Raw genomic sequence first — 20996 nt, forward strand, 5'->3', positions numbered from 1 at the left:
GGGCCTCAATTTACCCAAAACACGGAAGGAATTGTCCATACAAGGTGGTCAACGGGATGCTGGACTTCCACGGATGTTTTGGACAATGGAGTAGAGGTTGAGATATTGCGGGTCGGTGCTGGAAGTTAGATCACAATAGGGCTGTTCTTGGTAACCCCAATCGATCAATGTTTTCCCTTTAGATTTCGAATGGATGCTATGGAGACCCATAGAGGGGAGTAGCGTTTCCAGTAACCACGTTATAAATATTTTGCAGAATGACAAGCTGAGTTAGCATTGTAGCCAGAGTAATATGCACTACTCTGACCCTCATCGTTTGTCATACTAATAAACTAATTGGGAGGAAGTCTGGGTTGGAGTTCGATATTGGGAAGTGGCTGGGAAAAATTATTGTCGAGCCAGGGAACTATCAAGCTTTATTTGAATTTGCTGAGAGTGAAAAGTATCTCGAAGCGCATACTCAAGGCCGATCTGTTCTACCGAGCAATGGAACGGAAAGAACTGTTGCCGATTTAGATGAGCCGATCAGAGAGCAGGTGGTTGCTACCATCAGTGCGTCCGTCAAGCGAGCCCTTGATACCTATTCAAGTCAAATGATCGTGTTAGCAATCGCCCTTGTAGAGGGGATGACTCAGGAATATGTCCAGTCCATTTTTAGGAAGCATCCAAGCAGAATGCATCGATTTTTAAATGGAGGTGGGCAAAGTGGGCAGGTGAGCTTCAAACTCATAACAGAGTCAGAAGACAAGGAACAGATCCTGGCTTCTCTTGCCAGGGACTCGTCGAATACTCTAATGCAAGGAAAATTTGATAAGTCTTTGGAGCGAGTTGAGTCTATATCCAAGGATCAAATCCCAGACGATTTAAAGGAAGAGTTGGTCCGTCTATCTAAAGTGAGAAATCAAATTGTGCATGAGGCTCACACTCCATCAATAGATAAACAAGACGTGAAAAGTGCTTTCGATAGGTTGCATGAACTACTCCGATGGTACGGGGCTGCCGCGGTAGCGCAATCAGTGCCAATCCATGATCCAACTGAGCTAGTAGCAAGCCGGTAAAAGGAACTCAAAATGCAAAACACGAACGCAGTAGCCCTCGCGGCTGTTCTGGCAATGATAACCACCCCTCTGTTGGCCGAAGAGCAGAAAACCGCGAGCCTCGGCGAAAGCAACTTCTCTTACAGCTTCGTTGGCGGTTACCTGGGCCGGATAACCCTCGACGAGGAAATCAACTTTCTGGGTGAAGTCTATGAGGACTTCGGTACGGCAGGCCTGAATGGCGCGGTTCAACTGGCAGACAACTTTGCCATTGGTGCCGGTTTCGGTGTGTTTGCCAATGAGGGCAACCGAACCGAAATTACCAACTCATCGCTGAACCTGAGCCTTTTCTTCCCGATCCCGATTGTTGATCGTGTCGACCTCATTCCCCAGGTCGGGTTTGTCTACAACGAGGCGGAAGCCTGTTTCGACAACATCTGCGCCACCGAGGATGACAGCGCCCTGGCGTATGGCGTGGGAACCCGCATCTGGGTGGTCCCGGGAAGCTTCGAGTTCAATGCGGCCTATTCGGATTCCGATGAGGACAACTCAGAAAGCACCGTCTCACTCGGAGGGGCGCTCTGGTTCCGAGAGCATCACAGCATTGAGTTGAATGTGGACCGCAGTGACAGCTTTGATGCGGTTACGGTGGGGTACCGATACAGTCTTTGAAACGGTGACTGAGGGTGGCGGCGTTGGGCCGTTTGCTGAGTCGTGAATCGGGATCGGCTCAGATGAAGGTCCAGGCCAACACCCTCGTCATCTTATTCCCCTGCTTCATGTCGATTTCCCGGCAATCAACGGCTCCAAGCTTACGAATCAACTTCTTTGCCGGCTTCACATTGTCGGCTTTTGAAACCAGGCTGGTAAACCAGCGGCATTGAGTGGAATACGCCTGGCTTTCTCTGATCAGTTTTTTCAGAAACAGCTGTTCACCGCCCTTACACCAAAGCTCGGCTCCCAGCCCGCCAAAATTCAGCGACGGGGATTCGTCTTTCGTCTTTCGTTCACCGCGACTGCGGGCAAGGTTATTGCGCTTAAGCCGGTTGCCCTTAATCGCGTCATCGAGCGAGGCATGAAAGGGCGGGTTGCATACGCTGACGTCAAAGAATTCCCCAGGCTGAATGATCCCTTCAAACATGTGGTTTTTATCGTGTTGGGTGCGCAGCGTGAAGCGGTCTTTGAGTGTGGGGTTTTTGGCGATAATCGTGGCGACGTTCTCAAGCGACTGGGTGTTAATGTCACTGCCGACACACTGCCAGCCGTAAATCTGGCAGGCCAGCAGCGGGTAGATGCCATTGGCTCCCGTCCCTATATCGAGCAGCTTGATGCCCGGCTGTTCAAGGCCAGGTTGAAGCCCAAGCAGGTCGGCCACGTAATGGATATAGTCGGCTCGGCCCGGAATGGGAGGGCAAAGGGCACCGTCTGGGATATCCCAATCGACTATGTTGTAGTACCGGTTTAATAACGCGGCGTTGAGGGTTTTTACAGCCAGTGGGTCTGCGAAATCGATGGATAGGTTGCCATGCGCGTTCGGTTTTACATAGGGCGCGAGTGCCGGGTGGCTTTCTACCAGAGCCGGGAAGTCATAGCCCTGGTTGTGCAGATTCCGCGGGTGCAGGGACTTGCGAGCGGGCTTTTTAGAGCGATGGTTTGGGTTCATCGGCAAGCCTGAAGCTGTCCTACATAGGCGGCGATGAAGGCCGTTTCCTGAAAGGCCTTCAAGCCCGTCTCGGAAAACGCAATTGGCAGCGGGTTGGAGGCCAGGGTGGACTTGATCAGTGCCGTGGGCAGCATGGTCACTGTTAATTCACTAGCGGTGATCAGTTGAATGGCCGCTTCCATTTTAAAGCTGATGGCCCCGCCGGCAAATTTGCCTTTGGCATCCGTTCTTTGATCGCAACGGTGGTGACTCCGTACTCGGCCATCAAGTCCGCAAAGGCCGCCTGGAATTGCTTCAGATCCTCACGGCTGTGGTTTTTCGGCAGAGACAGTTTGCGCACCTTGCACTCCGGCAGGTTGAACAGCCCCCTGTCCATATTCAGCAAACACACCACCGCATCGCTGCCCGTAAGCTCAACCCCGCAAACAGTCATCGTCATTACCTCCTATTACCCGGCTTTCGTCAGCCGCAGCACTTCTTGAATTTGATGCCACTACCGCAGGGGCAGGCGTCGTTGCGGGAGGGCGATTTTACCGTGGTGACCGTCCCTCCTTTATTCAGGATAGCGGAGAGCTCGTTGATGGATTCAACGGCGCCCTGCCGACCCTTGTGTCAGAATTTATCTGACATGCTGATATCCTGATGGGAAAAATGCCCAGACTCTTGCCGGGGGGAGTCTTTTAGCATGCTTGCAGATACGGTGATATAGGGAAACCCGGGATAAATCTATTTTCAGGGCTTTTGATATGGAAAATCATCTCAAAGAGTTCACTGGCGCCGATGAGAATGAGACACCGATGCCCATCAGGATATAACGATGATCAACATTAGTTCAGAAGAGGCTTTGTCGGAACTGCTGCGCTCGAAGCCGGCGGTGCTGTTGCTCTTTGGTGGACCGCACTGTGGTGTTTGCCAGGCCATTAAGCCCCAACTCGAAAAGCTCGCAAGTGACGAGTTCCCGAAACTGGAGACGGCCTACATTGATTGTCAGGAGGCGGCTGCACCGGTATGCGCCGCTCGCGGGATTTTTTCTCTGCCGGTTGTCCAGCTGTGGTTTGGCGGGCAGCGATTTGCGGAATTCGCGAGGGTGTTTTCCATCGGAGAGGTACGCACCGCGCTGGAGCGGCCTTACCGGCTTATGCTTTGAAACCTGTTAGGAGCAGAATGCATTGAATCAGAAAGGAACTCTCGCCACATGGAATGACGCCAAGGGTTTTGGTTTTATTACCCCGGAGAATGGTGGTGAACGGGTGTTTGCCCACATCAGCAGTTATGCGGGCCGTGGCCGTCCGGTTGCCAGTCGGAAGGTGACGTTCACCCTCACGAAGGACAACCAGGGCAGGCTGAGGGCAGGGCGTTTCCAATATGTCGGAACGGCAAAGGTTGGTGCCAGTATGGCCCCTGGATTCTGGGTGGCGGCTGTTGCGGTGATGGTGTTTTTCACCGCTCTGGCTGGCCTGCTGTATCAGGGTTATCTGCCGCTCGAGTTCTTGGCTGCCTACGGCGGGGTGAGCCTGGTGGTGTTTGCCATGTACTGGATCGATAAGCGGGCAGCACAGCGAGGGGGCCAACGCGTGGCTGAGAAAACCCTGCATTTGTTTGAGGTTTGTTGTGGCTGGCCCGGTGCGCTGCTTGCTCAGCAGGCTCTCCGGCATAAGACGCGGAAGGGGAGCTATCGGTTTGTGTTCTGGCTCGCGGTTCTGGTGAATCTGGGCGCTTTGGGTTGGTTGTTGGTGGCTCCGGAGGCGATGAGTGTGCGCCAGCAGTTGGGCTTCGATTTGTCGAAGTCGTTGCGGCCGCTTATTTGGTAGGTTGAAGTGCGGGTCAACTCAGAAAAGAGATGAATGCAGGTTATAGCCCATTTATGCATCAAGTTTCTTGAACCCTTGTGGCACAATGCTCCCGGCTGGTTAACCCGAGGTTCCCAACAAAGTTATCCACAGCTTTTGTGAGTAACGTTAGGGGCAATCCCCCGATTCAATTTGGGTATTGCTGAGCATTTGCTTACCATGGGCGCGATAGGTGCCAGTGAAGGTACCCATAGAAAACGGATGATTCTTCAAGGACTGAAGGAACAAAGGAATGAGCAAAAAAGTTGTATTGCTGGGTGACTTGGGAACCGATCACCAAGGGTTCCCGCCCACGCCGGTTATTGCCGGCTCCCCCGATGTACTGATTGACGGCAAACCCGTTGCCCGCGTGGGTGACCCTCTCGCCCCTCACTCGAAACCCAAACATCCTCCCCACCCGCGAGCTATTGCTGCTGGTTCAGCAACCGTGCTTATCAATGGCATTCCTGCTGCTGTGACGGGGGGCGCTATTTCCTGCGGCGGTGTCACCATTGGCAGTAGTAGTGTTGTTATTGGTGATAGCCACTCTCCAGCGCCGTTTTCCGGTGTATCGCCGGCAAGGCCCGTTTCAAAGGCGGAGCCGACTCGCACCTATCGTTCGGGAAACACAGCGTCGGATTCGTCAAATGGCAACGGAAGAAGCAGTCAGGCTGGTAGTTCAGTGGTAGGTGGGCCAGCTGCTTCGAGCCTGGTCGGGCAATCCCAGGTTTCCGTTGAGCCAAAGGCTTCAGTCGAGCCCGGTTACCACGTCGTCCAGCGCCCCATGAGTAAGACGGAGTTGTTGACGGCTCTCTATGGGGACGCGTCGGCAAAGCCCGATCATTTTGATCGCCTGAATCCTGACCTTGGCGGGCAGGTCTTGCCCGGTGAGATGATTGTGCTGGGTGACCCGGAAGGCATGGAATGCACTCGGGAAGAAGCGGATCTGATGGAGGTGGCGTCTGAAGTAAACAAGAAGGTTAGGGCGCTGGATAAGGATGAGGCGCAGTTCCTCGTCAAGCATTACGACCTGTTAGAGGTAATAACGTCAACGGGTTCTGCGGGTTTGGGTGCCGGGGCAGTGATGGTCTCGAAACAAATCAAAAGTATTGAGATGACCCTGAAAGATATAGAGCACCTTCATCAGGACAGTTACCGGCAACATGGGCATCTGAATCATTCGGAGTTTTTCGAGAAACGGCGCGCTTTGTTCAAAAAGCTGGACTTTGCTTTGGGCAGCTTGGCGAGGCAGGGCATGTCGCTGGATGATGATAAGAAGCTGAAGCGGGCCCTGGGGTTGTCTTCTAAAAGCATGGTGAATCATTGGAAGACGGCTGGAGTGGGTGACATACCTGGGTATGCTACGCACTATGAGCGGGTGGCTAAAGGGGCGAAGTATGTACGCAATGTGGGATATGTTGGGGTCGCCTTGGATGCATCTATGTCTGCGCTGAAAATTCGTGAGGCTTGCACTGCGGGTGACGAGAAGGAGTGTCAGGTTGTTGCTTACCAGGAGGGGGGTAAATTGACTGGTTCAATGCTGGGGGGCGGTATTGGAGGTGGTTTAGCGGCGGCTACATGTCTAGCTTTCGGGGTTACAACAGCCGGAATAGGTGGTGTGGCCTGTGCGATTATTGCGGGTGGCCTCGGTTCAGCTGGCGGTGGATATGCAGGCGGAGTAGGTGGAGGGGCCTTAGGCGCCAAACTGAGAGAGGCTATCCATGAGTAAAGAGCAATTGCTTGAATTGGCGACAATCACAGGGGTGGCTTGTATGGCCCTTGGTGTTGTTCTGATGGTTCTTATGGTCACGCTGTTTTTTCGTAGAACTGAGGAAGTCGAGCGGAGAATTGCTACACCAGGCAAACAATTGGATGGTATTCGCAGTATATGGGGCAATGGCCCCATTGGTCGTTGGATGAGGGTTTCGCATGTATATGCTTTCTTTGTGTTCCGTAAGTTTCCGCGTATAGGGGCTCGTATAGAATCCCGAATGGGTGACGAGGAAGAGCCTTTACCTCGTTCGTTGAAGCTTTGGGTGATTGTGCCCTATACCACGTACGCGATTCTTGTGTTTCTGTTTTTTTTCTCTGCTTGGTATCTCGGAGCATACGATTAGCAAGTACTGCCAGTGATACAAAGCTCAAGGAGGAGCTGCCAATTGATCAACTATTTCTCCCGCCACAAGAAAAGAGTCACGCTCGCTGGCGGGATCCTGGTTATAGCCCTGACGTTATTCCCGATGATCTATCGCACCTGGGCATTCGGTTCTGATGCCTGGGGGTTAACCGTTATCGCGCTTCTTGATCCTGAGGAAATGCCGTGGAACCCGCTCAACTCCGATAGTCTGCTGATCCGGCCAGCTGCTGCATATTGGTTTCTGACGCATGCCGACTGGCCATATGAGCGGTGTGGGAGGGCGATAAGTGCGATGGATGGTTGTTCGCAACCCCTCGTCAGTTTTGTGGGCGCATCCCTGGATTTGCATGATGACGATTCCATCATGCGCCGGCGTGGTTACGCCTTGCTCAAATATTTTGCGGCAAGGGGAGAGCCTGTTAACGCATACTACAAGGGGTTAGCGCCGGTGCATGAGGCAGTACTTTACGCCAATGTTGAGTACCTTCGCGCTTTGCTGCAGCTGGGTGCAGACCCCCACTTGCCCATGGATAGCCCTGAAAAGGACGTTCACGGTTTTGATGCTTTTGAGTTTGCAACATTCCTGGAGTCCCGGAATCAGTCTGTGTATCAGGAAATCCGGGCAGCTCTTGCCGGCCTGTGAACAAGTCACTGCTGATCGACTCAACCAACTCTCAGCCCACGCCATGCTCCGTCACACTCTTCATGCTCAATACCTGCCCTTCCTTCACTGTCTCCATCACGATGTAGCTCCGGGAGTCGTTCACCCCTGGCAGTGCCAGGATGGTTGCTCCCAGGAGTGAGCGGTAGTGTTCGACATCCGCTACCCGGGCCTTGATCAGGTAATCGAAGTTGCCGGAAACCAGATGGCACTCCTGCACTTCCGGAACGTCGATGGCCGCCTCCTTGAACTGCGCGAACACGTCCGGGCCGGTTCGGGTCAGGCTGATCTCAACAAAAACCGTGAGGCCGATGCCCAATTTTCGGGCGTTGAGGATGGCGCGGTAGTTCTTTATATAGCCGTCCCGTTCAAGCTTCCGGACTCTTTCCAGACAGGGGGTCGGGCTCAGGCTCACCCGGTTGGACAACTCGTGATTGGTGATTTTGGAATTGTTTTGCAGTTCATCCAGGATGGCCAGGTCTATACGGTCCAGTTTCCGCAATGCGTTGCTCCTCATGCCGTGAATGTTTGATGATCCAGTGGAAAATACTTTAGATGACAAAATAAAAGAGTTAAATGATGAATTTGTAGGAAAGTTCGGGATTTTATCCTGTCGGCGCTGTTTAGACTTTGAAACGTCAGCGTAACCAGTCGGTTGCGTTCATTCACTGCCCGACAGGAGCAAAACCCTATGATTGTGGGTGTACCCAAAGAGATCAAAAACAATGAATTCCGGGTTGGATTAACGCCAGAGGCGGTCCATGAGCTGGTTACACAAGGCCACTCGGTGGTGGTGCAGGCCGGTGCCGGTGCGGGTATCGATCTTACTGATGAGCAATACGAGTCAGCAGGCGCCAGGCTTGCGTCTTCGGCGGAAGCGGTCTTCGAGCAGGCGGAGATGATCGTTAAGGTCAAGGAGCCGCAGGCTATCGAGCGGGCCTTGCTACGGCCTCACCATACGCTGTTTACCTATCTGCACCTGGCACCGGATGTGCCGCAAACCAAGGATCTCCTGGCCAGCGGCGCCACCTGTATCGCCTATGAGACCGTCACTGACAGCAGCGGTGCGTTGCCGCTATTGGCGCCGATGTCGGAAGTGGCAGGGCGTATGAGTATCCAGGCTGGCGCTCATTGCCTGGAGAGTTCGCGAGAGGGGCGTGGTTTGTTGCTGGGCGGCGTGCCTGGTGTGAACACGGCCACCGTTGTGGTTATTGGTGGCGGGGTCGTGGGTTTCAATGCCACCCAGATGGCGGTTGGGATGGGTGCCCGTGTCATTGTGTTGGATACCTCAATTAGCGTGCTGCGTCGATTTGATGCGGTATTTGGCAACCGGGTCCAGACGCTGTTCTCTTCCGGGAAGGCGGTTGAAGAGGCCGTTACACAGGCGGACCTGGTCATCGGTGGCGTGCTGATTCCAGGGGCGGCTGCGCCCAAGCTGGTCAGTCGCGAATTGATATCCCACATGAAGCCCGGGGCGGCGGTGGTGGATGTCGCCATCGATCAGGGCGGCTGCTTTGAAACCTCAACCCCGACGACGCACGCCGAGCCGACCTTCATGGTTGATGGTGTCGTTCACTATTGCGTGGCCAACATGCCCGGAGCGGTGGCCCGGACCTCCAGCTACGCCCTCAACAATGCCACGTTGCCCTATGTCCTTCAGATCGCCAATAAAGGCGCGGCCAGGGCATTGTCGGAAAGTTCGGGGCTGCTGAACGGGTTAAATGTCGTCAACGGTGTGCTGACCTGCCCATCGGTGGGCTCGGCCCAGGGTATCGAATCCATTACGCCCGAACAGGGGCTCGCGATGATGCACTGATCTGTCCCGATTCTGTGGGTGTGTGTATCGCTCGCAGAATCACCTCTCCATCGTTTGTTATCTGCAGTTTTGATAACGCTCTACGCACCATACGACAACAACAAGAGGTATTGATTCAATGGAATTTTTGAGTTCTGTATTAGGGGGTATCAACGGCATTGTCTGGGGTTGGCCCATGCTCATTCTCATACTGGGCGTGGGCTTTTTTATGAGCCTTGGCCTGAAACTGATGCCGATACTGCGCATTGGCACGGGGTTTAAATTGCTCGCCAGTGGCGTGAAGGTTGGTAAGGATGAAGACCCGACCGGTGAGGTGTCGCCTTTCGAGGCACTGATGACCGCCATGGCTGCCACGGTTGGCACTGGAAACATTGCGGGTGTAGCCACGGCGGTGTTTCTGGGTGGTCCGGGAGCGCTGTTCTGGATGTGGGTGACAGCCCTGGTGGGCATGGCAACCAAGTATTCCGAAGCGGTGTTGGCTGTGCGGTTCCGCGAAGTGGATGACGAGGGCAACCATGTTGGCGGGCCGATGTATTACCTGAAGAACGGCCTTGGTCGCCGGTGGGCCTGGCTTGGATCAGCATTTGCGATCTTTGGTGCCGTGGCTGGATTTGGCATCGGTAACACGGTTCAGTCCAACTCCATTGCCCAGGTCATCGAAACCAACTTCGGTGTGCCGGTACTGGTGACAGGCCTGGTGGCGATGGTTCTGGTTGGGGCCGTCCTGATGGGCGGCATTCGGAGAATCGGCTCCGTGGCGGGGAAGCTCGTACCGTTCATGGCGGTCGCCTACATTCTGGCCGGGCTCATGGTGCTTGCCATTAATGCCGAACAAATTGGACCGGCCATGGCCCTTATCCTAGAGAGTGCTTTTTCGGGCCACGCCGCGCAGGGTGGTTTTGCGGGCGCCGCTGTTTGGGCGGCCATTCGTTTCGGTGTAGCCCGTGGTGTGTTTTCCAATGAGGCCGGGCTGGGTTCGGCGCCCATCGCTCATGCGGCCGCCAAGACCCGGGATCCCGTTCGCCAGGGTCTGATTGCCATGCTGGGAACCTTGCTGGACACGCTTGTCGTTTGCTCGGTCACCGGCCTGGTGATTGTGACTTCCGGTGCCTGGGATTCAGGTGAGTCGGGAGCAGCATTGACGTCGGCGGCTTTCGGTCTTGCCCTGCCGGGGGTAGGGAACTATCTGGTCGCCATCGCGTTGGCGTTGTTCGCCTTCAGTACGATCCTGGGTTGGTCGTTCTATGGTGAGAAATGCGTGGAATTCCTGTTTGGTACCCGGGCCACCATACCGTTTCGGGTATTGTGGGTTCTGGCGGTTCCCCTCGGTGCGGTGCTCAGTCTGGATTTTGTCTGGTTGGTGGCCGATACGCTTAATGCCTTGATGGCCTTGCCCAATCTGATCGCCATCATTGCCCTCAGCCCGGTGGTGTTCAGGCTGACCCGTGAGTACTTCGAGCGGCAGGTGCCGGGAATACCCGCTGAATCCTCGGGCGCTGGTTCCTGAGGTTGTAGGAGAGCCCCAGGCTTGCAGGCCCTGAGAGCGGGCTGATTCGATCCGCCCGCCCTCAGCCTCGCTTTACTTCACAGGCAACAACGGGCACTGGAAGTACACCGGCGGGCCATCCGGGAAGGAACCCGGAGTAATAACCAGGTGGCCCAGTGCTTCGTGGTACTGGATGTCCTCATAGGAGGTCAGAACCGGCACGATGCCGTGATACATGAACCCGGCTCCGGTCCATTCCACCGTATGGGTAAACCAGCGCCCACCGTTGTAGTCCGGATTGCCGGGTGCCGCTTCAGACACCGGCAACTGACCTTCCGGGTTATTGGTGTTGGTCACCACGTAGAGTGCATCAAAGGATTGGGCGTTGTTGGCCGTGGGCGCAGGTAAGCTCGTGGTTCCCTTGGTGCCCCAGACTTCGCCATCACCCCAGAGGGCTGGCATGAAGTTAGGCTGACCAGGGTTGGCGTGAGCAAGGCCGGCCATCAGAAAACTTCCCAGTAAAAGCAGAGCGATACGTGACATGTTGGACCTCCTTGGCGGTAGTGTTATCGCGTCTTGTATTTCCGCCCGCATTACTTCCAACGGGACAGGTATAGCTTCTGCCTGGCTCGCGGTACGTTCCTCACACAACGGTAAAGATATAGTCGCCATTCCATAACGATTCGCTAAACCCCTAGCGCCACCGGGCCGCAATATGCGTTAGACTCCGGCAAAACCACTAACGCAGCACTGGAGCCATTCATGAGCGATAACGCCTTACAACAGATTCTCGAACTGGATGGCGAAGGGCGGTATGACCACTTCCTGGACGCCGTTGTGGATGAACGGGACATCTGGATTCTGGTGAATGCAGACAACCAGTTCCTCAAGATCGTTGCCGAGGAAGACGGCGTGGCCTACCTGCCCGTCTGGCCCACCCAAGCGTTTGCAGAGCAATATGCGGCCGGGGCCGACGGCCTTACGCCGAAGGCGATTTCAATGCCGGATTTCTTCCGGAAATGGGTGTCGGGTTTAACCCGTGATGGCATCGAGGTGGGCGTGTTCCCGGGCGCAGATGAGGAACTCTGGATTACCTCCCCGGAGGAGCTCAAGCACGATCTCCAGGAACTGATGTCCAGCGCCTGGTGAAGTGGGCGGCTGGCTCCGGCAAGCAGACAGAACTGAAAAAGGCGTTGTTTGAAGCCTATTTCGGCAACGCTGCGAATGTGTCCGACCCGGGCGTGCTGGCACAGTGCGTTGAGGCGACCGGGCTGGAGGTGTCTGAAGCCCGCGAAGTCCTGGCCAGCGACCAATACGCCAGGGAAGTCCGGGAGGATGAGGCCACCTATCAGCAGGCGGGTGTGTCGGCGGTACCGGCGTTTATTATCAATAACCGCTACCTGATCTCCGGGGCGCAGGAGCCTGAAACGCTGGTTAACGCGTTCCGGGAGATTGCTAGCGAGTCGGAGCCTTCACGCTCTTGAAGCGCTTCACATAGTCCATTTTTGCATCAGATTTCCCGATCCCTTGCGGGACAAGGGATTCGGGTGGTTGACCCCGGGTTTCCAACAAAGTTATCCACAACTTTTGTGAGTAACGTGCTTACCCCCCGGAAGATTCCTCTTCGCTCACCAGCCCCGCCACCTGAGCCCCGGCATCGCAGTTGAGGAAGGTGGAGGACGACAGCCACTGCTGGTCCGGGTAATAGCTGAATACCAGTTGGCCGCCTTTGAGGCTGTCCACCACTTCCTTGATCGTGCCCTGGCTCACCGCCGGGCAGCCGTGGCTGCGGCCGATGCGGCCGTATTCCGCCACCCAGGAGGGATCAACGTAATCTGCGCCGTGGATCACGATGGCGCGCTTGCGGGCCAGGTCGTTCACCCCTGGTTCCAACCCGTCCAGCCGCAGGGAATAGCCGTGGCGACCCCGATAACTCTCACTGGCCCGGAAAAGCCCTATGCTGGACTGGTAACTGCCGTTATTGTTGGAAAACGCAGTGGCGGTTTTCATGCCGGAGTTTTTGCCATGGGCCACCAGGTCGCGAAGGATCAAATTGCCCTGGGCCAGGTCAAACAGCCAGAGGCGGCGCTCACTGGAGGGCAGGGAGAAATCGATGACTGCCAGTCGCTCCGGGCTTGCTACTCCATGGGCAACGGCACAGCTTGAGGCCGCCAGGGCTTTCTCGAGTACCGCCGGGTTGAGATTCGGTGCCGCTTCCGAGAGTTGGTTGTACAGAGTGGTATGGCTATTTGCCATACAGGTGCCCGCCACAAGTGTTAGCCATATACTGGCCAGCAGCGAAGGTAGGCGGGAGGAGCGGGTGTGTAACATTGATTCTGTCTCGTTGGAGTAACGTGGTGCATTGGCGCGTGGGTGACTTCAACGGACCGGGGAATGGCGGTACGAACAGCGAGCGGGAACCCAATTACGATGCCGGTAAAATTTGCCGGATTCTAACAGAGAATTCCGAGACGGCCATCAGGATGTACGTTTTTTATACAAAACATCACGTTCGTTCTCTGCTGAAGGCATTGCTCCTGCTGGCCTGTCTGCTTCCAGCGGCGGTGTCTGCCAGCTTCCGTATGGAGCCCGAAGACTGTGTGGCTCTGCCGAAAGATACCGGCGCGCTCGGTGAGGCCGTGTCCGGTTTTGGCAAAACCATGGGCGACGATTTCTGGAATTCCGAGCCGCGCCTGAGTGCGCTGATCGCGCAGCTACAAACTCTGGAGGACGATGGCCTGGCACCCGCCGATTACTATGTGCCGGTGTTGAAGGACATTCGCGACTTTCAGGGCACCTGGGGCGTGGTACTCGCCTGCGACGCCGAGTTGGCCAGCTATGCCTACCTCAGCGCTCTGGCGGACTTGCGCTTTGGTCGCCAGGAAGCCCAAACAACGGATGAGATCTGGTACGCCCCGATGCTGGGCGAACGGCGCAAGCTAAGCGCATTGAATGCCCTGGCGACACTGGGCCGGGATAGCCTGGCGCAGGCGTTTGATGAGGCCCGCCCGGACTCAACCCGCTATACCAACCTGCGAGAGGCCTATCTGAGCGCCCGGGAAAACCTGCCGGAGAGCTGGCCCCGGATTCCCGCCGGTGCCACTCTGGAGCAAGGGCAGGACTCTCCCAGAGTCAGTGCTCTCAAACAGCGGCTGTTGGCGGAGCAGTATCTTGAAGGCTCTGATGCCTCCGGCAGCCTGTTCGACGAATCCGTGACCCGCGCTATCGAGGCGTTCCAGCGCCGGCACTATCTGGATGTGGATGGCAAAGTCGGCGCCCAGACCCTGGCGCAGCTTAACGTTCAGCCTGCAGAACGGCTGTCGCAGATTCGTTCCAATCTGGAACGGCTACGGCGCCTGGCGGCGGATATGGATGACACCCTGTTATTGGTGGACATTGCCGCGGCCAGGCTCGAGTTCTACGACAAGGGTGAGCTGGCCTGGTCCGGCCGGGCTCAGGTTGGCCGGCCACTGAGGCAGACACCAAAACTGAAGTCGGTGATTACTCACATCACGGTGAACCCCAGCTGGACCATACCCACGTCGATTTTTGTGCGTGATCAGCTCCCGCGCATCCGCCGCAACCCGGACTATCTCGATCAGCGCAATATCCATATCTACAACTTCCAGGGTGAGGAACTCTCGGTTTCAGACGTTAACTGGAACAACCCCCGGGGGATCCGTTTGCGACAGGCACCGGGCCCCAACAATGCCCTGGGTGAGGTGGTGATCCGTTTCTCCAATCCGTTTGCGGTGTACCTCCACGACACGCCCAGCGACTGGCTGTTCAACACCAATGACCGCTTCTACAGCTCCGGTTGTGTTCGTGTGGAAGATGCCATGACCCTCGCCCAAACGTTGTTTGAGGTCTCTTCTCCCAAGGCCTGGCAGGAAGTGGAGCGGGTGCGCGCCAGCGGGGCCTCGGAGAACGTCCACCTGCCACGGGGGATTCCCGTATTAATGGCCTACTGGACGGCGGAAGCCGACGCTAATGGCGTGCTGAGCTATCGTCCCGACCCCTACCGCGATGATCCGGCGATGCTTGCGAACCTGATGGATGAGTGAGAATGGTCCGCCGTATTCGGCCCTTCGTATTGCCGTAGGCTAGACTGAATGAAGACGAGCAAACGAGGAGGAACCATCATGCGTTATCTTGTGGCAGTTTTATTTACCGTGTTTTTTGCAGGCAGTGCGCTTGCCGGCCAGTGCCCAACGCTGGTTCATGAAATTGATCAACAACTGCAGTCGGCCCAACTCGACGCTGACACCAAGGCCAGAATTCAGGAGCTCCGGGATCAGGGGCAATCGCTGCACAGTCAGGGCAAGCATGGCCAGTCCGTGAAGGTGCTCAAGCAGGCGATGAGCGAACTGGACGCTGCCTCGTAACAGCCATTTGGCTGGACTACACTTTGAGGGCCCACACCGGTTAAGGGAGGCTCTCAAAATGGCTGTCCGACCGAACGTCGTTTTCTTCGATGTCCTCGAGACATTGATTGATCTGAACCCCCTGGCTGCCCGGCTGGAAGAAGTTGGTCAGCCGGGGATCCTTCTGGAGCCTTGGTTCCTGCGCTTTCAGCGCGACGCCATGGCGCTCACACTTGCCGGCGACGCGGCTCCCTTTGAGGCCGTTGCCCGGGAATCCCTCCGAACGGAAACCAGGCTGACCCTCAGTGAACGGGATGTTGAATACGTGGTGGAGGGGTTCGCCACATTGCCCACGTTTAGTGATGTTGCCCCGGCACTGAAGAAAATTTCTGACGCCGGCGTTTCGGTGGGGTGCCTGACCGTCAACAGCCCTGACAAAACCCGACGTTTCCTCGAGGGGGCAGGGCTGATGGGCTACGTGGACCACATCGTCACTGCTCAGGACGCCGGTGTCTGGAAACCGCACCCGGATATCTACCGCTTTGCCGCACAACGGATGAATACGCCGATTGACCGCCTGGCCCTCGTGGCTGTGCATGCCTGGGATTGTCATGGGGCGAAAAAGGCGGGTGCCCTGGCGGGCTGGTGTGCTCGCCTTGAGTACGAGCCGGGCGATGTGTTCCTTCCCGCTGATGTCCGAGGGGACAGTCTGATTGAAGTTGCAGACAAGCTGATGTCATTGCACTGACTCATGGACAAAGTCACCACGTCGGGAAGGCCGGTGTGGTGACTGTAGTAGCCCTTTAATACCCGCCCGACGACCACCGCTGCTACTGTTTCCTGACCTGACAAAACAAGCACAAGGAGACAGCCATGAGCGGGAAGAAGATTCTGATGATTACCGGTGATTTCACCGAGGATTACGAAACCATGGTGCCGTTCCAGGCACTGCTCGCGGTGGGCCATACGGTGCATGCCGTGTGCCCCGACAAGAAAGCGGGCGACACCGTGGCGACTGCCATCCACGATTTCGAAGGCGACCAGACCTACACCGAAAAACCGGGCCACCGCTTTGCACTGAATGCGGACTTTGATGGGCTGAACCCGGCCGATTACGATGCGTTGGTGGTGCCTGGAGGCCGTGCTCCCGAGTACCTTCGTCTGAACGAGGATGTGCAGGCGATGGTTCGCCATTTTTTCGAGACCAACAAGCCGGTGGCGGCAATCTGTCATGGTGCCCAGTTGCTGGCTGCGGCTGGCGTTCTGGAAGGTCGCAAGTGTTCGGCCTATCCGGCTTGCCAGCCAGAGGTGGAGCTGGCCGGTGGAACCTTCGCCGGTATCGAGGTTGATCAGGCAGTCACTGATGCTAATCTGGTAACAGCGCCTGCGTGGCCCGCGCACCCCGCCTGGCTCGCGCAGTTCTTCACGCTGCTGGATCAGTAACGCCGCAGGGGCCGGTTCGCTGGCCCCCTTTTCGTTGTCAGGGAGGTCATCATGTGCAAGCTCTTCATTAACGCGGATCCGGAGCTCTGGGTCAGCCGGACCCACTCCCTGCGTATTGATGGCATGGTGACCAGTGTGCGGATGGAAAACGCCTTCTGGCAGGTGCTGGCAGAACTGGCCGAGCGGGATGATATGAACCTGCCGCAGATGATCACCCGCCTTTACCACGAGTCCATTGATGCCGGGCATGACCTCGGCAACTTCACATCCTTCCTTCGAGTGTGCGCGCTTCGCTATCTGGAACTGCAACTGAGTGGCGATGTGCCCAGGGATACCCGGGTACCGATTGCCTCACTGGATGCCGACCGCATTCTAGCCAGTAATCCCAGTGAGTCCGCCATGCCCGATGTGGTGACAGAATCAAAGCACTGACGTCAACGTAACCGGATCCGGTCTGTAACAATTCTGATGCAAGGATGGTCAATCTGTTTTTAGTGGAGGGGAGTTGAACCAACTCTCGGGCTAAAGACGTAATAGATCAGACCACACAGCAAAGGACGTGTTCAAAAATGATAACCCCAACAACGGAAATGAAGTCCCTGGCCAGAACTCCGGGTCTTGGAGTCGGCCTTCTCAGAACGCCAGACCTGAAAACCGGAACCGAAGAGGACAAGCGCGACGAAATCGCGTTGTATTTTACAAACACGTTCGATATTTACACCGGGCTGTTCGACTGCCTGGCCGATGATGCCGGCTACTTCCAGAAGTCGATCCCGCTGAGGCACCCGCTGATTTTCTACCTTGGGCACACCGCAACGTTCTTCATCAACAAACTGGTGCTCGCCAAACTCCTGCCCGAGCGAATTGACCCGCGCATGGAGTCGATTTTTGCAGTTGGTGTGGATGAGATGAGTTGGGATGATCTGGACGAGGATCATTACGACTGGCCGACCGTCTCTGAAGTGCTGGATTACCGGGCCAAGGTTCGCGCCACGGTGCTGCATCTTATAGAGACACTCCCCCTGACCTTGCCGATCAACTGGGCAAGCCCCTGGTGGCCGATTGTGATGGGCGTCGAGCATGAGCGTATTCACCTTGAGACGTCGTCGGTTCTGATTCGACAACATGAGTTGGAGCGGGTGCGCCCTCAGCCAGAGTGGGAGCCGATTCGTGAGACTGGTGAAGCGCCGGAAAATGAACTGATCACCGTGCCGGCTGGCACAGTGTCGATCGGCAAGCCCTACGACGATGCCTACTACGGCTGGGATAACGAGTACGGTGAACACGAAGCCCAGGTCGATGAGTTCAGGGCAAGCCAGTATCTGGTCAGTAACCAGGAATTCCTCGGGTTTGTCGAGGCCGGCGGCTACCAGGAGGACCGATTCTGGAGTGAGGAGGGGTGTGCCTGGCGGCGATTCGCCAAGGCACGGCACCCGACCTTCTGGCGTTGGCAGAATGGATGGCAGCTGCGCCTTATGACCGAAGAAGTCGAGATGCCCTGGGACTGGCCGGTGGAAGTGAACTATCACGAAGCCAAAGCCTTCTGCGAGTGGAAGGGGGAGCAAACGGGCCAGCACATCCGCCTGCCCACGGAGGACGAGTGGTACCGGCTGTGTTCCGAGGCCGGCATTGACGAGGTAGGCGACGAACAAGCCGACGCCAATCTGCACCTGGATCATGGCGCCTCTTCGTGCCCGGTGACCCGCTTCCGCCACGGCGAGTGGTTTGATGTGGTTGGCAATGTCTGGCAGTGGACAGAAACACCCACCTATCCGTTCGACAACTTCAAGGTACACCCACTCTACGACGACTTCACAACGCCGACGTTCGATGGGCAACACAACCTGATCAAAGGTGGCTCGTGGATTTCCTGTGGCAACGAGGCCCGATTATCGGCTCGCTACGCCTTCCGACGGCATTTCTTCCAGCACGCTGGTTTCCGCTACATCGCCGCTGAGAGCGAGGCCGTACAACCAAACGCCTACTATGAAAGCGACCGGCTGCTGACTGAGTACGCGGAGTTCCACTTCGGTGATACCTGGTTTGGTGTGGACAACTTCCCGAAAGCCCTGGCGGATCTTGCTCTGGGTGCCATGAAGGGCAAGTCATTCGGAAAAGCACTTGATCTGGGCTGCGCCTGTGGCCGTTCCAGCTTTGAGTTGGCAAGAGCGTTCAACGAAGTGGAAGGTGTCGACTTCTCCGCCAACTTCATCCGTTTGGGTGTTGAAATGGCCGAGCAGGGTTCCATCCGATATGCGCTGGCAGAGGAAGGCGAGCTGGTGAGTTACCACACTCGCACCCTCAAAGAGCTCGGCCTTGAGGCATGTTCAGAAAGAGTCAGCTTCCACCAGGGCGACGCCTGCAACCTGAAACCGCATTTCTCCGGCTACGACCTTGTTCTGGCGGCGAACCTGATAGACCGTCTCTACCGGCCAAGGCGCTTCCTGGACAGTATTCACGAGCGAATTAATGACGGTGGCTTATTGGTCATTGCTTCGCCGTACACCTGGCTGGAGGAACACACGCCGAAAGAGGAGTGGATTGGTGGTTTCAAGAAAGACGGTGAGAATCACACCACTCTGGATGGCCTGAAAGAACACCTTTCACGGCATTTCCGGTTAGTCAGTGAGCCGAGAAAGGTGCCTTTCGTGATCCGCGAAACCCAGCATAAATTCCAACACACGCTGTCGGAAGTGACGGTCTGGGAACGGTTGCCTCGCTGACAAGCGGGCATCATGGAGGAGCGCTTTAGAAAAAGGGGGGCAGATATCGTCTCTGTCCCCTTTAGCTCTTACGGCTTTGGAATACCCGCCCTTATGATGATGGAATAGACACCATCCCGCGGGGCTCAGAATGATTGCGAAAACAATAAAGGCCAGTGTTCACCCGATCTCAGTGCGCGCTCGCGCTCGATTTGCTACACCCAAAGGCAGCATTCCAGAAGTGCGGCAGCCGGATTTCGATCTGGCCGGTGACGTGCCCAAGTACTGGTGGGACAACGATCCCGCCAAAACACTTCTGCTGGCGGCACTGTCGGCCAGTTTTCCCCCCGGTGAGCGATTTTTTATCGATTCGGTGCGCCACTACCAGAAGCAGATCACGGATCCTGAGCTGAAGGCGGCCGTTCGTGGCTTTATTGGCCAGGAGGCGCATCATTCGAGGGAGCATGAAGCGCTTAATGGCTATCTGCAGGATCGGGGTATCAATGTCGATCGACTGGAAGGAGAGATTCAGGCTTTCATGAACTGGCTGCGCAAGCACCTCAGCCCCGAGCGCCAGCTGGCCCATACGGTGGCTGTGGAGCATTTCACTGCCTTGATGGCCGAGGAATTTCTCCTCAAATATGATGCCCTGGAGGAAATGGACCCGCGCATGGCCCCCATCTGGGCCTGGCATGCGATTGAGGAGTCTGAACACAAGGCCGTGGCGTTCGATGTTTACAAGACCGTTGGCGGCAGCGAGTTTGTTCGGCTGACCGAAATGATGGCAGTGAGCGTGTTTTTCCCGCTCTTCGCCGGGATTCATCTGGTTCAATTGATGAAAGAAGACGGCCAGCTGTTCAATCTTAAATCCTGGGCCGATGGTCTCAATTACATGTGGGGCAAGCCCGGAGTGTTCCGCAAGCTCTTGCCGTTCTACTTCAAGTACTATCGCCCGGATTTCCACCCCTGGAATCACGATGCCCGAGATCTGGTGGAGAAGGCCAAGCGCAAATGGTTGGCACCGGTGATGAAAAAGGCCTCGTGACAGGTCCCCAGCTCGAATTTCCAGCGGGATAACAGGCTGAAGCGTCATAGCCATGGGAGGTCACTGGTTTGAAGCGAAAAAACTGGGAAGGCGACATTGTGTTTTCCCACAGCACGGCCATATTCAGAGGCCATGTCGGTGATAACAAATTGCACAGTCACTGGGCATCTCAGCTCACTATCTCGCTGGATGACGAGCTGGCCTTTGAAACCTCGTCAGGGGCGCAGAGCGCGAAAGCGGTCTATTTCCCGTCCAACACTCCGCATCGATTGGAATCAGGGTTCGTCTGTTCCATTTATTTTGATCCTTTGGCGGACTCCTTCTGTAGAGCTTTGAACAAGAGTGCAGCTGATGGCTGGACCGCTATATCCCTGAATGACCTTCCGCGGGCCCTGGCTCAAATCGACGCCTCAACGGACCTCAGGGCTTTGCTGAATTCAGAATTACTCAGTTTGCCCGATATGGTTTCCCCTGATCCCCGGTTGGAGGCTGTCATTCGAGAGATCAAGGCCAGGCTTGCTGAGGGTGACGATATTGACCGGGACTCCCTCGCAGACATCGCTCACTTGTCCCCAACACGTTTCTCTCACTGGTTCGTTGAACGCACGGGCGTGCCACTGAGGAGCTATAGAAAGTGGCTCAAGCTCAGAGTTGCTGTCGACGCTGTGCTCGAGGGCAGGAACCCGATGGAAGCCGCAACTTTGGCTGGTTTTAGTGACCTGGCACACATGAGCCGGGTTTTCTCCGAGTCCTTTGGCTTTACCTACATGGACGCTATGAGAGCTTGGGAACGGTCAAACAAACTCTAGCTCT

24 protein-coding genes and 1 pseudogene are annotated in these 20996 nt (G+C 56.1%); 19 read left to right on the forward strand and 6 right to left on the reverse strand.

What is annotated here, in order from left to right; genetic code table 11:
- Positions 1–353: 353 nt before the first annotated feature.
- Both D777_RS07100 and D777_RS07105 read left to right on the forward strand, forming a co-directional pair.
- Complete coding sequence (locus D777_RS07100) at positions 354–1058, forward strand: hypothetical protein (RefSeq protein WP_036130027.1); 705 nt, start codon at positions 354–356, stop codon at positions 1056–1058.
- A gap of 12 nt (positions 1059–1070) precedes the next feature.
- The gene (locus D777_RS07105; RefSeq protein ID WP_036130030.1) at positions 1071–1709 is read left to right on the forward strand and encodes a hypothetical protein; all 639 of its coding nucleotides are present in this window, start codon (positions 1071–1073) and stop codon (positions 1707–1709) included.
- A gap of 58 nt (positions 1710–1767) precedes the next feature.
- Here D777_RS07105 and rlmF read toward each other — a convergent pair whose 3' ends face one another.
- From rlmF to D777_RS17840, 3 genes and pseudogenes are all read right to left on the reverse strand, one after another.
- A complete protein-coding gene (gene rlmF, locus D777_RS07110) occupies positions 1768–2700 on the reverse strand; it encodes a 23S rRNA (adenine(1618)-N(6))-methyltransferase RlmF (RefSeq protein WP_036130034.1) in 933 nt (310 codons plus the stop codon).
- Positions 2697–3139, reverse strand: a pseudogene (locus D777_RS07115) (DUF3010 family protein). The gene rlmF and the pseudogene D777_RS07115 overlap by 4 nt, the downstream one beginning before the upstream one ends.
- A 23-nt stretch (positions 3140–3162) precedes the next feature.
- Positions 3163–3282 (reverse strand): SEC-C metal-binding domain-containing protein, encoded by a 120-nt coding sequence (locus D777_RS17840; protein ID WP_319802602.1) that lies wholly within the window; start codon positions 3280–3282, stop codon positions 3163–3165.
- A 235-nt stretch (positions 3283–3517) separates the two neighbouring features.
- Here D777_RS17840 and D777_RS07125 point away from each other — a divergent pair, with 235 nt between their 5' ends.
- From D777_RS07125 to D777_RS07150, 5 genes are all read left to right on the forward strand, one after another.
- On the forward strand, positions 3518–3847 hold the full coding sequence (locus tag D777_RS07125) for a thioredoxin family protein (protein WP_036130036.1): 330 nt from the start codon (positions 3518–3520) through the stop codon (positions 3845–3847).
- 22 nt (positions 3848–3869) lie between these two features.
- Positions 3870–4511 (forward strand): DUF1294 domain-containing protein, encoded by a 642-nt coding sequence (locus D777_RS07130; protein WP_036130039.1) that lies wholly within the window; start codon positions 3870–3872, stop codon positions 4509–4511.
- A 271-nt stretch (positions 4512–4782) separates the two neighbouring features.
- The gene (locus D777_RS18140) at positions 4783–6258 is read left to right on the forward strand and encodes a type VI secretion system PAAR protein (RefSeq protein WP_081849494.1); all 1476 of its coding nucleotides are present in this window, start codon (positions 4783–4785) and stop codon (positions 6256–6258) included.
- Positions 6251–6646, forward strand: coding sequence for a hypothetical protein (locus tag D777_RS07145; protein ID WP_036130041.1), 396 nt, complete (start codon positions 6251–6253; stop codon positions 6644–6646). Before D777_RS18140 ends, D777_RS07145 begins: the two co-directional genes overlap by 8 nt.
- 42 nt (positions 6647–6688) lie before the next feature.
- The gene (locus tag D777_RS07150; protein WP_036130043.1) at positions 6689–7309 is read left to right on the forward strand and encodes a hypothetical protein; all 621 of its coding nucleotides are present in this window, start codon (positions 6689–6691) and stop codon (positions 7307–7309) included.
- 31 nt (positions 7310–7340) lie between these two features.
- Here the strand turns inward: D777_RS07150 and D777_RS07155 are convergent, their stop codons facing one another.
- The gene (locus D777_RS07155) at positions 7341–7844 is read right to left on the reverse strand and encodes an Lrp/AsnC ligand binding domain-containing protein (RefSeq protein WP_036130044.1); all 504 of its coding nucleotides are present in this window, start codon (positions 7842–7844) and stop codon (positions 7341–7343) included.
- Positions 7845–8018: 174 nt separating this feature from the next.
- Here D777_RS07155 and ald point away from each other — a divergent pair, with 174 nt between their 5' ends.
- Together ald and D777_RS07165 are read left to right on the forward strand one after the other, a co-directional pair.
- Positions 8019–9143 (forward strand): alanine dehydrogenase, encoded by a 1125-nt coding sequence (gene ald, locus D777_RS07160; protein ID WP_036130045.1) that lies wholly within the window; start codon positions 8019–8021, stop codon positions 9141–9143.
- A 118-nt stretch (positions 9144–9261) separates the two neighbouring features.
- Entirely contained in the window at positions 9262–10650 is a 1389-nt protein-coding gene (locus D777_RS07165; protein WP_036130047.1) for an alanine/glycine:cation symporter family protein, read from the forward strand.
- 72 nt (positions 10651–10722) lie between these two features.
- On the opposite strand, the gene D777_RS07170 is transcribed toward D777_RS07165, so the two are convergent.
- Positions 10723–11172 carry a hypothetical protein gene (locus tag D777_RS07170; protein ID WP_036130050.1) on the reverse strand — a complete coding sequence of 150 codons (450 nt, stop codon included), beginning with the start codon at positions 11170–11172 and terminating at the stop codon, positions 10723–10725.
- Between the two features lie 219 nt (positions 11173–11391).
- Between D777_RS07170 and D777_RS07175 the strand changes: the two genes are divergently transcribed.
- Both D777_RS07175 and D777_RS07180 read left to right on the forward strand, forming a co-directional pair.
- The gene (locus D777_RS07175) at positions 11392–11778 is read left to right on the forward strand and encodes a DUF2750 domain-containing protein (RefSeq protein WP_036130051.1); all 387 of its coding nucleotides are present in this window, start codon (positions 11392–11394) and stop codon (positions 11776–11778) included.
- Complete coding sequence (locus D777_RS07180; RefSeq protein WP_051668995.1) at positions 11775–12113, forward strand: DsbA family oxidoreductase; 339 nt, start codon at positions 11775–11777, stop codon at positions 12111–12113. The genes D777_RS07175 and D777_RS07180 overlap by 4 nt, the downstream gene beginning before the upstream one ends.
- Before the next feature lie 118 nt (positions 12114–12231).
- On the opposite strand, the gene D777_RS07185 is transcribed toward D777_RS07180, so the two are convergent.
- Positions 12232–12885, reverse strand: a complete 654-nt coding sequence (locus D777_RS07185) for a murein L,D-transpeptidase catalytic domain family protein (protein WP_227501706.1) — start codon at positions 12883–12885, stop codon at positions 12232–12234.
- A 74-nt stretch (positions 12886–12959) separates the two neighbouring features.
- Here D777_RS07185 and D777_RS07190 point away from each other — a divergent pair, with 74 nt between their 5' ends.
- The 8 genes from D777_RS07190 to D777_RS07225 all read left to right on the forward strand — a co-directional run bounded on the left by D777_RS07190 (position 12960) and on the right by D777_RS07225 (position 20992).
- A complete protein-coding gene (locus D777_RS07190; RefSeq protein ID WP_051668997.1) occupies positions 12960–14693 on the forward strand; it encodes a L,D-transpeptidase family protein in 1734 nt (577 codons plus the stop codon).
- A 78-nt stretch (positions 14694–14771) separates the two neighbouring features.
- Entirely contained in the window at positions 14772–15014 is a 243-nt protein-coding gene (locus D777_RS07195) for a hypothetical protein (protein ID WP_036130054.1), read from the forward strand.
- 58 nt (positions 15015–15072) lie between these two features.
- Positions 15073–15741, forward strand: coding sequence for an HAD-IA family hydrolase (locus D777_RS07200; protein WP_036130056.1), 669 nt, complete (start codon positions 15073–15075; stop codon positions 15739–15741).
- 125 nt (positions 15742–15866) lie between these two features.
- A complete protein-coding gene (locus D777_RS07205) occupies positions 15867–16436 on the forward strand; it encodes a DJ-1/PfpI family protein (RefSeq protein ID WP_036130058.1) in 570 nt (189 codons plus the stop codon).
- Positions 16437–16487: 51 nt separating this feature from the next.
- Positions 16488–16868: a ribbon-helix-helix domain-containing protein gene (locus tag D777_RS07210; protein WP_036130060.1), complete on the forward strand. Its 381-nt coding sequence runs from the start codon at positions 16488–16490 to the stop codon at positions 16866–16868.
- A gap of 137 nt (positions 16869–17005) precedes the next feature.
- On the forward strand, positions 17006–19159 hold the full coding sequence (gene ovoA, locus D777_RS07215; protein ID WP_201443351.1) for a 5-histidylcysteine sulfoxide synthase: 2154 nt from the start codon (positions 17006–17008) through the stop codon (positions 19157–19159).
- A gap of 130 nt (positions 19160–19289) precedes the next feature.
- A complete protein-coding gene (locus D777_RS07220; protein ID WP_036130064.1) occupies positions 19290–20183 on the forward strand; it encodes a metal-dependent hydrolase in 894 nt (297 codons plus the stop codon).
- A 68-nt stretch (positions 20184–20251) separates the two neighbouring features.
- Positions 20252–20992: a helix-turn-helix domain-containing protein gene (locus D777_RS07225; protein ID WP_051668998.1), complete on the forward strand. Its 741-nt coding sequence runs from the start codon at positions 20252–20254 to the stop codon at positions 20990–20992.
- Positions 20993–20996: the final 4 nt, after the last annotated feature.

Source organism: Marinobacter nitratireducens, assembly GCF_000708045.1.
Classification (GTDB): Bacteria; Pseudomonadota; Gammaproteobacteria; order Pseudomonadales; family Oleiphilaceae; genus Marinobacter; species Marinobacter nitratireducens.

Coding starts and splice junctions, on each gene's coding strand:
- ald (WP_036130045.1), top strand. CDS start 8,019: ATGATTGTGGGTGTACCCAAAGAGATCAAAAACAATGAATTCCGGGTT.
- ovoA (WP_201443351.1), top strand. CDS start 17,006: ATGATAACCCCAACAACGGAAATGAAGTCCCTGGCCAGAACTCCGGGT.
- D777_RS07200 (WP_036130056.1), top strand. CDS start 15,073: ATGGCTGTCCGACCGAACGTCGTTTTCTTCGATGTCCTCGAGACATTG.
- D777_RS18140 (WP_081849494.1), top strand. CDS start 4,783: ATGAGCAAAAAAGTTGTATTGCTGGGTGACTTGGGAACCGATCACCAA.
- D777_RS07195 (WP_036130054.1), top strand. CDS start 14,772: ATGCGTTATCTTGTGGCAGTTTTATTTACCGTGTTTTTTGCAGGCAGT.
- D777_RS07185 (WP_227501706.1), bottom strand. CDS start 12,885: ATGGCAAATAGCCATACCACTCTGTACAACCAACTCTCGGAAGCGGCA.
- D777_RS07155 (WP_036130044.1), bottom strand. CDS start 7,844: ATGAGGAGCAACGCATTGCGGAAACTGGACCGTATAGACCTGGCCATC.
- D777_RS07145 (WP_036130041.1), top strand. CDS start 6,251: ATGAGTAAAGAGCAATTGCTTGAATTGGCGACAATCACAGGGGTGGCT.
- D777_RS07210 (WP_036130060.1), top strand. CDS start 16,488: ATGTGCAAGCTCTTCATTAACGCGGATCCGGAGCTCTGGGTCAGCCGG.
- D777_RS07170 (WP_036130050.1), bottom strand. CDS start 11,172: ATGTCACGTATCGCTCTGCTTTTACTGGGAAGTTTTCTGATGGCCGGC.
- D777_RS07105 (WP_036130030.1), top strand. CDS start 1,071: ATGCAAAACACGAACGCAGTAGCCCTCGCGGCTGTTCTGGCAATGATA.
- D777_RS07125 (WP_036130036.1), top strand. CDS start 3,518: ATGATCAACATTAGTTCAGAAGAGGCTTTGTCGGAACTGCTGCGCTCG.
- D777_RS07175 (WP_036130051.1), top strand. CDS start 11,392: ATGAGCGATAACGCCTTACAACAGATTCTCGAACTGGATGGCGAAGGG.
- D777_RS07220 (WP_036130064.1), top strand. CDS start 19,290: ATGATTGCGAAAACAATAAAGGCCAGTGTTCACCCGATCTCAGTGCGC.
- rlmF (WP_036130034.1), bottom strand. CDS start 2,700: ATGAACCCAAACCATCGCTCTAAAAAGCCCGCTCGCAAGTCCCTGCAC.
- D777_RS07165 (WP_036130047.1), top strand. CDS start 9,262: ATGGAATTTTTGAGTTCTGTATTAGGGGGTATCAACGGCATTGTCTGG.
- D777_RS07205 (WP_036130058.1), top strand. CDS start 15,867: ATGAGCGGGAAGAAGATTCTGATGATTACCGGTGATTTCACCGAGGAT.